This window comes from Methylobacterium sp. J-067 (assembly GCF_022829465.1).
GTDB classification, from domain to species: Bacteria; Pseudomonadota; Alphaproteobacteria; order Rhizobiales; family Beijerinckiaceae; genus Methylobacterium; species Methylobacterium litchii.
The window spans coordinates 55,201-68,736 of sequence record NZ_JAKSXZ010000135.1 but is presented as its reverse complement, the minus strand read 5'-3'; the positions used below and the strand labels follow the sequence as shown (position 1 = coordinate 68,736).

Genomic DNA, 13,536 nt, shown 5'->3' with positions numbered 1-13,536 from the left:
AGGGCGCGGTCCACCGCCGCGCGAACGGAGCGGGCGATGCGGGCGGGCGCGAACAGGACGGGCGAGGGCATTCTGCCGGCCCAGGCGATCGACGCCCTCACCCGCGCGGGCGGCATCCTGCCGGCCACGCCCTACGCGTCGGACCAGATCCAGCCCGCGAGCCTCGACCTGCGGCTCGGGCAGCGCGCCTACCGGGTGCGGACCAGCTTCCTGCCGGGGGGCTCGCGCACGGTCGAGGCCTGCGTCGAGCGCCTGTCGCTCCACGCCATCGACCTGCGGCCGGGCGCCGTGCTGGAAACGGGCTGCGTCTACATCGCGGAACTGCAGGAGACGCTGGCCCTGCCGCCGGGCCTCGCGGCCTCGGCGAACCCGAAGAGCTCCACCGGCCGCATCGACGTGTTCACCCGCGTGATCACCGACCGGGCCGAGGCGTTCGATCAGGTGGCGGCCGGCTATACCGGGCCGCTCTACGCGGAGATTTCCCCCCGCACCTTCCCGGTGCTGGTGCGGACGGGCTCGCGCCTGTCGCAGATCCGCTTCCGCTCCGGCCAGCCGCGCCTCGGGGAGGCGGAGCTGGCCGCCCTCCATGCCCGGACGCCGCTCGTGAACGTGGCCACGCCGTCGTTGCAGGGCGGCGTCGCGGTGTCGGTGGACCTGTCGGGCTTCGACGGGCTGATCGGCTACCGGGCCAAGCGCCATACCGGCCTCGTGGACGTGGACGCGCCGGGCCAGCACGGCATCGACGCCTTCTGGGAGCGGCTGCCGTCGGACGGCAGCGCCAGCCTGATCCTCGATCCCGGCCAGTTCTACATCCTCGCCTCGAAGGAATCGGTGCAGGTGCCGCCGGACCACGCCGCCGAGATGGTGCCGTTCGATCCGCTGGTGGGCGAGTTCCGGGTGCATTACGCCGGCTTCTTCGATCCCGGCTTCGGCCATGCGGCGGCGGGCGGGACCGGCGCGCGGGCGGTGCTGGAGGTGCGCTCCCGCGACGTGCCGTTCCTCCTGGAGGACGGCCAGATCGTCGGGCGTCTCGTCTACGAGCGCATGAGCGAGGTTCCCGCCACGCTCTACGGCGCCGGGGCCGGCTCGAACTATCAGGCCCAGGGCCTGAAGCTTTCCAAGCACTTCATCTGACATCCTTCGACACGGCGTGCTCGAAGGAGCGCACCAGGGCCATGTCGAGCTTGCCTTCCATGCCGCGTAGGATGCGCAGGGCCTCCGGGGCCGGCATCGGCGCGCGGTAGGGCCGCCGCTCGACCAGTGCCGCGTAGATGTCGCAGATGGTGATCAATCGGACGATGTCCGGGATCGCCGCCCCGGTGAGCTTGTCGGGGTATCCGCTGCCGTCCAGCATCTCGTGATGGTGCCGAACCACGGACAGGATCGACGCGTCGAACCCGCCCGCCTCCACGAGGATCTCGTGGCCGAGCGCGGCATGGGTGCTCATGGTCGCGCGTTCGTCCGCGTCGAGGGGGCCGGCCTTGTTCAGGATGGCGAGCGGAATCCGCGCCTTGCCGACATCGTGGACCAGGGCGGCGCGCACCAGATGCTCGCGGTCGCGCCGGCTGAAGCCGAGTTCGATGGCGAACGTCGCCGCCACGCCCGCGACCAGCAGGCAGTGCTGGTAGGTGGCGTCGTCGTAGGCGCGCACCGTGTCGAGCCACGCCCCGAGCCCGGCCTCGCCCACGGCGCCGAGGATCGGGTCGAGCCCGTGATCGACCAGCCGCGAATCGACCCTGCCGGTCTGCCGGGCGGAATCGAGGAGGCCGGCGAGCACGGCGCCCGCCTCGTCGGCGGCTCTGGCGATGACGAGGGGCCGCCCGCGCTCCGGGGCGGGGACGCGCACCATGCCGGGGAACGGGTTCGTCAGGTGGACGCGCATCGCCTCCGCGACGGTGTCGGCGGCGGTGTCGAAGGGGAGGCAGAGGCTCGCGCCAAGGCTGCGGGCGGTGGAGAGGCTGCGCTCGCCCATGCTGCGCATCAGGAACAGGCGGGGCAGTTGCGGCGCCTCGGCGATGAGGGCGCGCAGGCCCCTCAACTGGGCGGGCTGCAGCAGGTCGATATCGGCGACGAAACCCACGCAATCGCCGGCCGGTAGGACGGAGGCGGCATCGCGGACATGGCAGGGGACGACCTCGTCCAGGGCCCGCACGAGATCCAGGCGCTGCGTCGCCCGGTCGGTGAACAATACGAGCGTGCCCTCTTGCATGGCTCTCCAGGGACGGCCGGTCGGGCCCTGCGACTCCGAATCCGACAATACCCCTTTTACCTTGCCAAGGCGTAACGGCGGCTCAGCCCGCCGCCGCCTCGTCGAGGAGCCACGCCACCTGCGGCCCCTGGATCGCCCCGGCCGGCAGGTCCTCGCCTGCCGCGAGGCGGGCCAGCGGCGTGCGCTTGCCCGCGCCGGTCACGAGGAAGAGCACGTGCCGGGCGGAGGTCAGCGCCGGCACGGTGAGGCTGATGCGTGGCACGAAGGGTTCCAGCCCCGCCTCCGGCACCGGCACGGCCAAAGCGGTCGCTTCCCCCACCTCCGGCTTGCCGGGGAAGAGCGAGGCGGTGTGTCCGTCCTCCCCAAGGCCCAGCAGCACGAGGTCGAAGAGCGGCCGTTCGGCCGTGAGGGTGTCCGCGCCGTAGAAATCGAGGAGGGTACGCTCATAGGCCTTGGCGCCTGCCTCGATGCCCTCGTCCGACGGCATGAAGTGCAGATGCGTCGGCGGGATCTCGCTGCCGTGGCCGAAGGCCTCGCGTACCATGCGCACGTTGCTGCGGGCATCGTCCCACGGCACCGCCCGGTCGTCGCCGAAGAACCAGTGGATCTGCGTCCACGGCACCCGCGCGGCGTAGTCGGGGCCGGCGAGGAGGGCGTAGAGGCGCTTGGGCGTCGAGCCGCCGGAGAGGCAGATCGCGATCCGCTCGTCGCCGTCCGCCCTCTGCGCCTCGCCGCAGGCTGCGATCAACCGCTCGGCGGCCTCGCGGGCCACCGCCTCGGCATCGGGCAGGACCTGCGCGCCCTCCGGCAAGCTCACCATGCGCCCCTCACGATTGCGAACTTCAGGACTTCTTGGGTTCCTGGTGGCCGCCGAAGCCCTTGCGCATCGCGGAGAGGAGCTTGTCGGCGTAGGAGGCGTCCTCCCGCGAGCGGAAGCGCCGGTACAGGGCGGCCGAGAGGACGGTGGCCGGCACGGCCTGTTCGACGGCGGCGTTGATGGTCCAGCGGCCCTCACCGGAATCCTCGACCCAGCCGGAGAAGTCGGTCAGGTCCTCGTCGCCGGCCAGCGCATGGGCGGTGAGGTCGAGGAGCCAGGAGGAGACCACGCTGCCCCGCCGCCAGACCTCGGCGATGTCGCCGAGGTTGAGGTCGAAGCGCCGCTCCTCCGGCAGGTTCTCGGAATTGGCGTGGCGGAGGATGTCGAACCCTTCCGCGTAGGCCTGCATCAGCCCGTACTCGATGCCGTTATGAACCATCTTCACGTAATGGCCCGCGCCGGTCGGCCCGGCATGGATGTAGCCGTGCTCGGCACGGGCGTCGCGCCCATCGCGGCCGGGGGTGCGGGTCACGTCGCCGATCCCGGGGGCGAGGGTCGCGAAGATCGGATCGAGCCGGTCCACGGCGGACGTGTCGCCGCCGATCATCATGCAATAGCCGCGCTCTAGGCCCCAGACGCCGCCGGACGTGCCGACATCGACGTAGTGGATGCCCTTCGGCTTCAGTTCCCCGCCCCGGCGCACGTCGTCGCCGAAGAAGGAATTGCCGCCGTCGATGATGCAATCGTCCGATTGCATCAGCTTGCCCAGCGCCTGCACCGTCTCCTCGGTGATCTTGCCCGCCGGCAGCATCACCCAGGCAGTGCGCGGCACCTCGAGCTTGGAGACGAAGTCCTCCAGGCTCGTCGCGCCGACGGCGCCTTCCTTCACGAGGGACGCCACGGCCTCGGCGTTCTGATCGAACACCACCGCCGTATGCCCGCCGCGCAGAAGGCGGCGGACGATGTTGCCGCCCATCCGGCCGAGGCCTATCATGCCGAGTTGCATCGTGGTGGCCTCCGCAGCGAGTGACTATGGGTTCAGGCGACGGTCGCCTTCAGCGCCGCCGCGACACGTTTCAGCCCGGCTTCCATCTGCCCGGCCTTGAGGTGGACCCGCAGCGCCCGGCGCCCGCGCTCGGCGAGCACGGCGAAGTCGCCCCGCGCCTGCGCCGCAACCACCGTGCCGAAGCCCAGCGACCGGCCGGGGATCGGCAGGTCCTCGGCGGCGTCGGCCGTGATCTGCAGGAACACGCCGCTGTTCGGCCCGCCCTTGTAGGCCTGCCCCGTCGAGTGCAGGAAGCGCGGCCCGAATTCCAGGCAGGTCGCCACCTTGCGCGCGTCCCGCACCGCGAGCCGCGCCTCCTGCAACACGCCGTGGTGCGCTTCGTTGCGCGGCAGGTAGGCGAGGAGGGCGACATAATCGTCGCTCCTCAGCCGGGCCAGGTGCCCCTTGACCGCCGCGTCGAGCCCATCGGCCGCCTGCGGCAGGGCCTCGGCGTTCTTCGCATCGGCGTAGAGGGCGAGCGTCTCGTCCTCGAAGAGCGGCGTCTCGTCGGGCAGCGCCCCGGTGCGCTCGGCCTCGGCGAAGAGCTTCTTCGTCTCGATCTTGCTCGCCTCGACGTCGGGCTGGTCGAACGGGTTGATCTCCAAGAGCGCGCCGGCGACCGCGGTGGCGATCTCCAGCCGGTAGAATTCCTGCGGCAATTGCTCGACGCCGTCGAGGCCGATCCGGGCGATCGGATGCCCGTCCTTCTCCAGGGCCGAGAGGGCGGCGTCCTGGGCCGGGTCGGCCTGGGAATCGAGGCGAAGGTACAGGAAGAAGCGGTCGTGCCCGTAGACCGCCGGCACGCCCGCCGGCTCGCCGTCCACCGGGATCAGGCCCTTGCCGACCTTGCCGGTCGACTCGGCGATCAGCTGCTCGGCCCAGGCGCCGAAGCTCGCGACGCCGGGGGAGGCGATCACCGTCACCTTGTCCCGGCCCTTGAGCGCCGCCGCGCCCATGGCGGTGCCGAGCAGCACGCCGGGGTTCACATGCGGCGGCACGGCGGGACCGCAGGAGCGGACCATGATGCGGGCGCGGTCGAGCACGTCCTTGACGTCGAGGCCCATGGCGGCGGCCGGCACGAGGCCGAAGGCCGAGAGCACCGAGTAGCGCCCGCCGATCTGCTTCACGCCATAGAAGATCTTGGCGAAGTTCTGGGCCTTGGCCGCCTTCTCCATGTCGGAGCCGGGATCGGTGACGGCGACGAAATGCTCGCCGACCTTGTCACCGACACTCTGCTTCACGCGGTCGTAGAAGTAATCGCGAAAAACGTTCGGCTCCAGGGTCGAGCCCGACTTGGAGGAGACGATGAACAGCGTCCTGGCGAGGTCGATCTCGGCCTCGACGGCGCGCACCTCGTCCGGGTGGGTGGAGTCGAGGATGCGGAGCGCCGGGAAGCCCGGCCGCTGACCGTAGGTGAGGCTCAGGACCTCAGGCCCGAGGCTCGATCCGCCCATGCCGAGCACCACCGCATGGGTGAAGCCCCGCGCCTTCACCCACTCGGCGAAGGCGGCGTAGTCGGAGGCCTTCTCCAGCTCCTCCTCCACGATGTGGAGCCAGCCGAGCCAACTGGCCTCGTCGGCGCCGGTCCAGACCGTGGCGTCGCGGGCCCAGAGGCGGCGGATCGCGCCGCTCGCCCGCCAGGCCTCGACGGCCTTCTTCGCGTCGGCGGCGAGGGCATCGTCGAGCGCCAGCGCCAGCGGGTCGAGGCGGGCGCCGAGCAGGGCCGCGCGCTTGCCGGCCACCGCGCCGAGCAGGTTGTCGGCGGCATCGATGAAGAGCTGCACGCCCTCCTCGACCAGTTGCCGCGCCACGGCCTCGATGTCGATGCCGGCCCGGGCGAGGCTCGCCATCACCGCCTCGGCGCCGGGCACGTCCTCCTCGATGGTCGGGCGGACTTCGCCGTGGTCGCGGAAGGCGGCCATGGTGGCGGGGGGCATGGTGTTGACGGTGTTCGGGCCGATCAGCTCCTCGACGTAGAGCACGTCGGAATAGGCCTTGTTCTTGGTGCCGGTGGAGGCCCAGAGCAGGCGCTGCGCCTTGGCGCCCTTCTCGGCCAGCGCCTGCCACGTCGGCTCGGCGAAGATGCGCTTGTAGCGCTGGTAGGCGAGCTTGGCGTTCGCGATGGCGACCTTCCCCTTGAGGGAGGTCAGCGCGATCTTCTCGTCCGGGTCGTTCGCCTGCGCGATCTTCTCGTCGAGCATCTTGTCGACCAGCGCGTCGATGCGGCTGATGAAGAAGCTTGCCACGCTCGCGATGCGCGAGACGTCGTGCCCGGCCTTCGCGCGCTCGTCGAGTCCCTCGACGAAGGCGCGGGCCACCGTTTCGTAAGCCTCTTGCGAGAACAGCAGGGTGACGTTGATCGAGATGCCCTCGGCGGTCAGCTGCTTGATCGCCGGGATGCCCTCCGGGGTGGCGGGCACCTTCACCATCAGGTTGTCGCGGGCGACCGCCTTGTGGAGGCGGCGGGCCTCGTCCAGCGTCGCCTGCGTGTCGAGGGCGAGGTAGGGCGAGACTTCGAGGCTCACGTAGCCGTCGGCGCCGTCGCTCGCCTCGTAGACCGGCCGCAGCACGTCGGCGGCGGCCTGGATGTCGGCGATGGCGAGGCCTTCGTAGAGGTCGATGACCCGGCTGTCGCCGGTCTCCTGCACCGCCTTGAGGCTGGCATCGTACTCCTCCGAGTGGCCGATGGCCTTCTCGAAGATCGCCGGGTTGGAGGTGACGCCGCGCAGGCCGTCCTCCTCCACGAGCTTCTTGAGTTCACCCTTCTCGATGAAGCCCCGGGCGACGAAGTCGAGCCAGACGGCCTGATCCTGTTGGTCGTGCAGGGCCTTGAGCGCGTTCATGTCCAAGCCTCGTTGTCCGATTGGTTCGCGCCCTCCTCCCCGCGACGGGGAGGAGAGGAGGGGGAATGGTTACCCCCTGTGCTTGGCCACCTGCGCCTTCGCGGCCTCCAGAACCTTCTCGGGGGTAAACCCGAACTTGGTCAGGAGATCCTTCAGGGGCGCCGAGGCGCCGAAGGTGCTCATGCCGATGATCGCGCCCTCGGAACCGGCATAGCGGTCCCAGCCGATCACGCTGCCCTGCTCGACGGCGACGCGGGCCTTCACCGCCGGCGGCAGCACCGAGTGGCGGTAGGCTTCGTCCTGCCGCTCGAACAGGTCCCACGACGGCATCGACACGACGCGGGCCTTCACGCCCTCGCCCGTCAAGGCGTCGTAGGCGCCGAGGCACAGCTGCACCTCCGAGCCGGAGGCCATCAGGATCACCTCCGGCGTGCCCTCGCAATCGGCCAGCACGTAGCCGCCCTTCGCCGTGCCGGAGGCGGCGCCGTACTTCGACCGGTCGAGGGTCGGCAGCGCCTGCCGGGAGAGAGCCAACACCGCCGGCTGGTTCTTCAAGGAAAAGATCACCCGGTAGGCCTCCGCCACCTCGTTGGCATCCGCCGGGCGGATGGTCACGAGGCCGGGGATGCAGCGCAGGGAGAGCAGTTGCTCCACCGGCTGGTGGGTCGGCCCGTCTTCGCCCACGCCGATGGAGTCGTGGGTGAAGATGTGGAAGATCGGCAGTTCCATCAGCGCGGCGAGCCGGATCGGCGGGCGCATGTAGTCGGCGAAGACGAGGAAGGTCGCGCCGTAGGCCCGAAGCCCGACGAGGCCGAGGCCGTTCACGATAGAGCCCATCGCGTGCTCGCGCACACCGAAATGGACGTTGCGCCCGCCGGGATTGAGCGGGGTCAGCGAGCCCGCGCCGTCGAAGGTCAGGTTCGACTTGTTCGACGGGGAGAGGTCGGCCGAGCCGCCGAGCAGGAACGGCACGTGCTGGGCGATGGCGTTCAGTACCTTGCCCGACGATTCACGGGTGGCGACACCCTTGGCGTCCGGTTCGAAGACGGGGATGTCCTTGTCCCAGCCCTCGGGCAGGCGCCCTTCGAGGAACGCGTCGAGCTGTTCCGCGTGGGCCGCGTCGGATTCCTTCGCCTGGGTGAAGAGCGACTGCCATTCGTCGTAGAGGGCGGCGCCGCGCTTGCCGATGCCATCGCGAAAGTTCTCGTGCACCCCGTCGGGCACGAGGAACTGCGAATCCTCCGGCCAGCCATAGGCGCGCTTGGCACCCTTGACCTCGTCCTCGCCGAGCGCGTCGGAGTGGGCCTTCGAGGTGCCCTGCTTCTTCGGGGCGCCGAAGCCGATCACCGACTTCACGATGATGAGCGTCGGCCGGTCCTGGCTGGCGACGAAGGTGTCCAGGGCCGCCGTGATGGCGTGGAGGTCGTTGGCGTCCGCGACGCGCAGCACCTGCCAGCCATAGGCGAGGAAGCGGGTGGCGACCTCCTCACCGAAGGCGAGTTCGGTGTGGCCCTCGATGGTGACGGTGTTATCGTCGTAGATCCAGCAGAGGTTCGCCAGCCGCAGATGGCCGGCGATGGAGGCGGCCTCCGAGGCGACGCCCTCCATCAGGTCGCCGTCCGAGCACATCGCGTAGACGTTGTAATCGAACAGGTTCAGCCCCGGCCGGTTGAGGTGCCGGCCCATGAACCGGCCGCCCATCGCCATGCCGACGGAGTTCGCGACACCCTGGCCCAGCGGCCCGGTGGTGGTCTCGACGCCGGTGGTGAAATGGTATTCCGGGTGGCCGGGGGTGCGGCTGTCGATCTGCCGGAAGCGCTTGATCTCGTCGAGGCTCACGGCCGGGGCGTTGCCGCCGTCCTTCTCCGCGACGTTGGCCAGATGCAGCAGCGCGTAGAGCAGCATCGAGGCGTGGCCGCAGGAGAGCACGAACCGGTCGCGGTTCGGCCAGTGCGGATGCGCCGGGTCGTAGCGCAGGTAACGGTTCCACAGGGTGTAGGCGACGGGGGCCAGCGCCATCGGCGCGCCGGGATGGCCCGAATTCGCCTTCTGCACGGCGTCGATCGCCAGCGTGCGGATCGTGTCGATGCTGAGCTTGTCGATGGCGGCAAGCTCGGCGCGGGCGGGTGTATCGGCTCCGCTCATGGTATCACGTCGTCCTGTTCTCTAGCGCGACCGCTGGGCCGCCTGGTGGCGGTGGACCGCGGGCGGCGCCCCATCAGACTTAGCGCCCTGTTTCTCGGCGGGCCCCTCGCCATGGGCATAGCTGAGGAGCGTGTTGACGAGGGCCACGTGGGTGAACGCCTGCGGGTAGTTACCCACAAGACGCTTGGCTTGCACGTCGTACTCCTCGCTCACGAGACCGAGATCGTTACAGATCCCGATCAGGCGGTCGATCAACGCGCGGGCCTCCTCGCGGCGGCCGAGCCCGATGAGGTTGTCGGCATACCAATAGGTGCAGGGCAGGAAGGCTCCCTCGTTGCCCGACAATCCGTCCGTGGCCGACCCCTGCGTCTCGTAGCGGAGGATGAATCCGTCGCGCATCAGCCCCTTGCCGATGGCATCGACGGTGCCGACCACGCGGGGATCGTGCTGCGGCAGGAAGCCGGTATGGGCCATGAGCAGCAGGCTCGCATCCAGCGCCTTCGCCCCGTAATATTGCACGAAGCTGTTGAGGTCGCGGTCGAACCCCTTCTCGCAGACCTCCGCGTGGATCTCGTCGCGGATCGCCCGCCAGCGCTCGGCCTGCTCGTGGGTCGCGCCCGATTCGTCGAGTTCGTGCATCCGCAGCGCCCGGTCGAAGGCGACCCAGGCCATGACCTTCGAATGGACGAAGTGGCGCGAGCCGCCGCGCACCTCCCAGATGCCCTCGTCGGGCTTGCGCCACGCCTTCTCCAGGTGTCCGAGGAGGGCGAGGCCGACCCGGCGCCCGTCCTCGCTCACCGGCAGGCCGCGGGCATGGGCCTGATAGAGCGCGTCGAAGAGTTCGCCGTAGACGTCGAGCTGGAACTGCGCGGCCGCCGCGTTGCCGATGCGCACGGGGCGGGAATTCTCGTAGCCCGGCAGCCAGTCGAGCTCGATCTCCGGCAGAAGCCGCTCGCCCGCGATGCCGTAGAGGATATGCGCCTGCTCGGGGTTGCCGGCCACCGCCCGCAGCAGCCAGTTCAGCCAGTTGCGCGCCTCCTCGATGTAGCCGCCGTCCATCAGGGCGATGAGCGTCAGGGTCGAATCGCGCAGCCAGCAGAAGCGGTAATCCCAGTTCCGCTCGCCGCCCAAGCCTTCCGGCAGGGAGGCGGTCGGCGCGGCGACGATGCCGCCGGTCGGGTGGTAGATCAGCGCCTTGAGGGTCAGGAGGGAGCGCTGCAGCAACCCGTCCCAGGGCGTGCCCTTGGCGCAGCGCTTCGACCAGTCGCGCCACGCCCGGTCGGTGTCGGCCAGCATCTGGCACGGCTCGATCGGCGGCGGGTCGGGCTCGTGCGAGGCGCCGTAGCTCAGGACGAAGCGGCGCTGCTCGCCGGCATGGACCGTGAACTCGCCCAGGGTCGTCTGCCGGTCGGTGCCGTGCAGGTCGACATCGGTGCGCATGACCACCTTGTGCGGCCCCGCGATGGCCCGCAGGTCGCCGAGTTCCGAATGCGAGACCCAGGGCACCGCCGAGCCGTAATCGAACCGCACCGCCATCTCGGAGCGCATGGCGACCCGGCCGTGGATTCCCTTCACGAGGCGCACGAGGTGCGGCCCGTCGCCGGTCGGCATGAAATCGGTGACGAGCACCTCGCCCTGGCGGGTCTTGTGTCGCGTTTCGAGGACGAGGCTGCCCTCGCGGTAGGCCCAGGTCGTCTCGACATGGGTCGCCTCGGGGCGGATCTCCCAGAAACCGTGATCCCTGGTGCCGAGGAGGGCGGTGAACAGGGCGGCGGCGTCGAAACGCGGCCAGCACAGCCAGTCGACGCTGCCGGTCCGGCTCACGAGCGCGGCGGTGCGGCCGTCGCCGATAAGCGCATAGTCTTCGATACGTTCGGCCACAGGCCTACCCCCGGTCCGCGATTGAGCGCGAACTAGGATGATGCGGCGCAGTATCCAGGGGCGTTAGAACAGGCGGTCGGTCAGCACCGCGACGGAACCCTTCACGACGGCCTGCCCGCCGCGCACCAGATCGCCCGCGCTTCCGGAGATCCGCTCGACCCGCGCACCGACCTCGCGGGCGACGGGCACCACCGCCTCGACCACCGATTCGGCGAAGGGGAGGGCGGTCGGCACCGTGGACGGGGTGGCCGGCTCCTCGGAGGCGGTGCGCGCCGCCTGGAACGGGTTGTCCTGTGCCATGGCGTCGTGGGGGGCGGTCTCCTGGCAGCGCTTGCCGGGGCAGGGGCGGCGCACGGAGGAGGCGACCCGGCGGGCCGGGCGCGGCGCCTGCATCGCGGCGGCGCTCGGCGACGGCGCGGGGAGGGCGGAGGTGACGCTCGGATCGGCCGTGAGGGGGAAGATCTCACCGAAGGCGATCACCGCGGGCGGGCGCGGAGCCGGCTCGGCGGCGGGCGTGGCCGGCGCCGACATGGCGAGGGTCGCCGCGCCGGAGGCGGGGATCATCCGCGCGGCGGCGCCCGGCGCCGGGGCATCGCCCTTGGGGCAGAGGAAGGAGGCCGCCGCCAGGACGACGACGGTCGCCAGCGTCGGCAGGAACGGCATCGTCACGCGGCCGCCGGTATCGGCCATGGCCGGCCGGTCCTGAGGCCGGCAAGGCGTCGCCACCGAAGTACGATCAGGCCCGCGCATCCGCTTCTCGACCCTCTCTTACGCTCCGAAGGTCACAGAAGGCCGCGACATTGCGGCAGAAGCTAGACCGGATGTTTGCCTGTGGGTATCCGCCAGCGACAACGCGCCAAGCTTGGCCGAAGGCATGTCCCTTGCTTCCGGCAGCGCGGCCCCGCATCCGTAGGGCACGGGTGAACCCCGCCCCAGAACGGGCCGCGATGACCGAATCGAGTCTCACCGTCGCCGTGATCGATCCGAGCCAGGCCCGCGCGGCGATCCTCGAAGAGGGGCTGCGCGCCGCCGGGATCGGGCGGATCGTCGTCCTGCCCGACACGGCCGACCTTCAGGAGCGGGTGAGCGCCCTCAAGCCGGACGTGGTGGTGATCCATCTGGAGAGCCCGAGCCGGGACATCCTGGAGCAGATGTCGGGGGTCTCGCGCCATGCCGGACGGCCCGTGGCGATGTTCGTGGACCGCTCCGACACGACGATGATGGAGGCTGCCGTGGATGCCGGCATCTCGGCCTATGTGGTCGACGGCCTGCGCCCCGAGCGGATCAAGTCGATCATCGACATCGCGATCCTGCGCTTCAACGCCTTCGCCCGGCTGCAGCGGGAACTCTCCGAGGCGCGGGGCGAGCTCGCCGACCGGAAGCTCATCGAGCGGGCGAAGGGCATCCTGATGAACCTCAAGGGGCTCTCGGAAGACGAGGCCTACCGGCAATTGCGGCGCAAGGCGATGAACGAGAAGCGCAAGATCGCGGACATCGCCCGCGCCATCGTGACCACGGCGGACCTCCTGGGATGAACGTGATCGTGGCAGGCGCGGCCGGGGCAGGCCGCCGGGGAGCGCTGTGATGAGGCTCCAGATCGGCTACGTCCCGCTCTGCGACGCGGCGCCGGTGATCCTGGCGCAGGAACTCGGCTACGCGCGGGAGGAGGGGCTGGACCTCGACCTCTCGGCCGAGCCCTCCTGGGCGACCCTGCGCGACCGGCTGGCGCTCGGCCATCTCGACGGCGCCCACATGCTCGCGCCCCTGGCGCTCGCCAGCGCCCTCGGCCTGTCGGGTCCGCCCTCGGACCTCGCCATCGGGCTGCCGCTCAGCCTCAACGGCAACGCCATCACCCTGTCGAACGCCCTGAGCGCGGCCGTCGCCGGGGAGGACGGGTTCGGCGCCGACTGGCGCGGCGTCGCCCGCGCTTTCGCCCGCGTCGCGACGGCGCGGCGGCAGGCCGGCAAGCCGGTGACGCTCGGCATCGTCCATCCCTTCTCCTGCCACACCTATCAGGTGCGGCTCTTCGCCCAGGCGGGCGGGCTCGATCCGGCGGCGCTGCGCACCGTCGTCGTGCCGCCGCAGCACGGGGTCGAGGCGCTGTCGCGGGGCCTCGTGGACGGGTTCTGCGCGGGGGCGCCCTGGAACGAGGTCGCGATGGCGGCGGGCGTCGGGCGGGTCGTCGCGCTGGGCGCCGAGATCGCCCCGGACGCCCCGGAGAAGGTCTTCGCCGTCTCCGGCCGCATCGGCGAGGCTGGGGTGCCTCTGGTGCGGGCCGTCGCGCGGGCGGGCCTGTGGTGTGCCGATCCCGATCACCGCGACGAACTCGTCCACCGGCTCGGGCGCCGCGCCCATCGCGACCGGGAACTGGGCCTCGTCGCCCGCGCCTTCGAGGGCAAGGGCGTGGACGGGACCGGCCGCGCCCTCGGCCACCTGCACCTCGGCGAGGCGGCCCAGGCCCGAGCGCCGGAACGGCTCGACTGGCTGCTACGGGAAATGCGCGCCGCCGGTCAGATCGACGCAGATCCGGCTCAGGAGGCGGCCGCGCGGGCGCTCTATCGACCCTTCGCGTGAGGGGCGCCGCCCGCCCCGCGCC

At 70.8% G+C, this 13,536-nt stretch carries 10 protein-coding genes; 3 read left to right on the top strand and 7 right to left on the bottom strand.

Features of this window, described 5'->3' with window-relative positions; genetic code table 11:
* The first annotated feature begins 36 nt into the window (after positions 1–36).
* Complete coding sequence (locus MKK52_RS20165; RefSeq protein WP_243956836.1) at positions 37–1,134, top strand: 2'-deoxycytidine 5'-triphosphate deaminase; 1,098 nt, start codon at positions 37–39, stop codon at positions 1,132–1,134.
* On the opposite strand, the gene MKK52_RS20160 is transcribed toward MKK52_RS20165, so the two are convergent.
* The 7 genes from MKK52_RS20160 to MKK52_RS20130 form a co-directional block, all read right to left on the bottom strand.
* Complete coding sequence (locus MKK52_RS20160) at positions 1,127–2,209, bottom strand: HD-GYP domain-containing protein (protein WP_243956834.1); 1,083 nt, start codon at positions 2,207–2,209, stop codon at positions 1,127–1,129. The genes MKK52_RS20165 and MKK52_RS20160 overlap by 8 nt on opposite strands.
* 82 nt (positions 2,210–2,291) lie before the next feature.
* Entirely contained in the window at positions 2,292–3,029 is a 738-nt protein-coding gene (gene pgl, locus MKK52_RS20155) for a 6-phosphogluconolactonase (RefSeq protein ID WP_243956832.1), read from the bottom strand.
* Between the two features lie 22 nt (positions 3,030–3,051).
* Positions 3,052–4,032, bottom strand: a complete 981-nt coding sequence (gene gnd, locus MKK52_RS20150; RefSeq protein ID WP_243956821.1) for a phosphogluconate dehydrogenase (NAD(+)-dependent, decarboxylating) — start codon at positions 4,030–4,032, stop codon at positions 3,052–3,054.
* Between the two features lie 32 nt (positions 4,033–4,064).
* Complete coding sequence (locus MKK52_RS20145) at positions 4,065–6,914, bottom strand: bifunctional transaldolase/phosoglucose isomerase (protein WP_243956819.1); 2,850 nt, start codon at positions 6,912–6,914, stop codon at positions 4,065–4,067.
* Positions 6,915–6,983: 69 nt separating this feature from the next.
* Positions 6,984–9,059, bottom strand: a complete 2,076-nt coding sequence (tkt, locus tag MKK52_RS20140) for a transketolase (RefSeq protein ID WP_243956817.1) — start codon at positions 9,057–9,059, stop codon at positions 6,984–6,986.
* A 21-nt stretch (positions 9,060–9,080) separates the two neighbouring features.
* The gene (locus tag MKK52_RS20135; protein WP_243956815.1) at positions 9,081–10,940 is read right to left on the bottom strand and encodes a glycoside hydrolase family 15 protein; all 1,860 of its coding nucleotides are present in this window, start codon (positions 10,938–10,940) and stop codon (positions 9,081–9,083) included.
* 63 nt (positions 10,941–11,003) lie between these two features.
* The gene (locus MKK52_RS20130; RefSeq protein WP_243956813.1) at positions 11,004–11,630 is read right to left on the bottom strand and encodes a hypothetical protein; all 627 of its coding nucleotides are present in this window, start codon (positions 11,628–11,630) and stop codon (positions 11,004–11,006) included.
* 257 nt (positions 11,631–11,887) lie between these two features.
* On the opposite strand from MKK52_RS20130, the gene MKK52_RS20125 reads away from it, so the two are divergent.
* Together MKK52_RS20125 and MKK52_RS20120 are read left to right on the top strand one after the other, a co-directional pair.
* Positions 11,888–12,475: an ANTAR domain-containing response regulator gene (locus MKK52_RS20125; RefSeq protein WP_243956812.1), complete on the top strand. Its 588-nt coding sequence runs from the start codon at positions 11,888–11,890 to the stop codon at positions 12,473–12,475.
* A 49-nt stretch (positions 12,476–12,524) separates the two neighbouring features.
* The gene (locus tag MKK52_RS20120; protein WP_243956809.1) at positions 12,525–13,514 is read left to right on the top strand and encodes a CmpA/NrtA family ABC transporter substrate-binding protein; all 990 of its coding nucleotides are present in this window, start codon (positions 12,525–12,527) and stop codon (positions 13,512–13,514) included.
* Positions 13,515–13,536: the final 22 nt, after the last annotated feature.

Excerpts from the sequence above, each read along its gene's own strand:
- MKK52_RS20165 (WP_243956836.1), top strand. The coding sequence starts at position 37 with ATGCGGGCGGGCGCGAACAGGACGGGCGAGGGCATTCTGCCGGCCCAG.
- MKK52_RS20160 (WP_243956834.1), bottom strand. The coding sequence starts at position 2,209 with ATGCAAGAGGGCACGCTCGTATTGTTCACCGACCGGGCGACGCAGCGC.
- pgl (WP_243956832.1), bottom strand. The coding sequence starts at position 3,029 with ATGGTGAGCTTGCCGGAGGGCGCGCAGGTCCTGCCCGATGCCGAGGCG.
- gnd (WP_243956821.1), bottom strand. The coding sequence starts at position 4,032 with ATGCAACTCGGCATGATAGGCCTCGGCCGGATGGGCGGCAACATCGTC.
- MKK52_RS20145 (WP_243956819.1), bottom strand. The coding sequence starts at position 6,914 with ATGAACGCGCTCAAGGCCCTGCACGACCAACAGGATCAGGCCGTCTGG.
- tkt (WP_243956817.1), bottom strand. The coding sequence starts at position 9,059 with ATGAGCGGAGCCGATACACCCGCCCGCGCCGAGCTTGCCGCCATCGAC.
- MKK52_RS20130 (WP_243956813.1), bottom strand. The coding sequence starts at position 11,630 with ATGGCCGATACCGGCGGCCGCGTGACGATGCCGTTCCTGCCGACGCTG.
- MKK52_RS20125 (WP_243956812.1), top strand. The coding sequence starts at position 11,888 with ATGACCGAATCGAGTCTCACCGTCGCCGTGATCGATCCGAGCCAGGCC.
- MKK52_RS20120 (WP_243956809.1), top strand. The coding sequence starts at position 12,525 with ATGAGGCTCCAGATCGGCTACGTCCCGCTCTGCGACGCGGCGCCGGTG.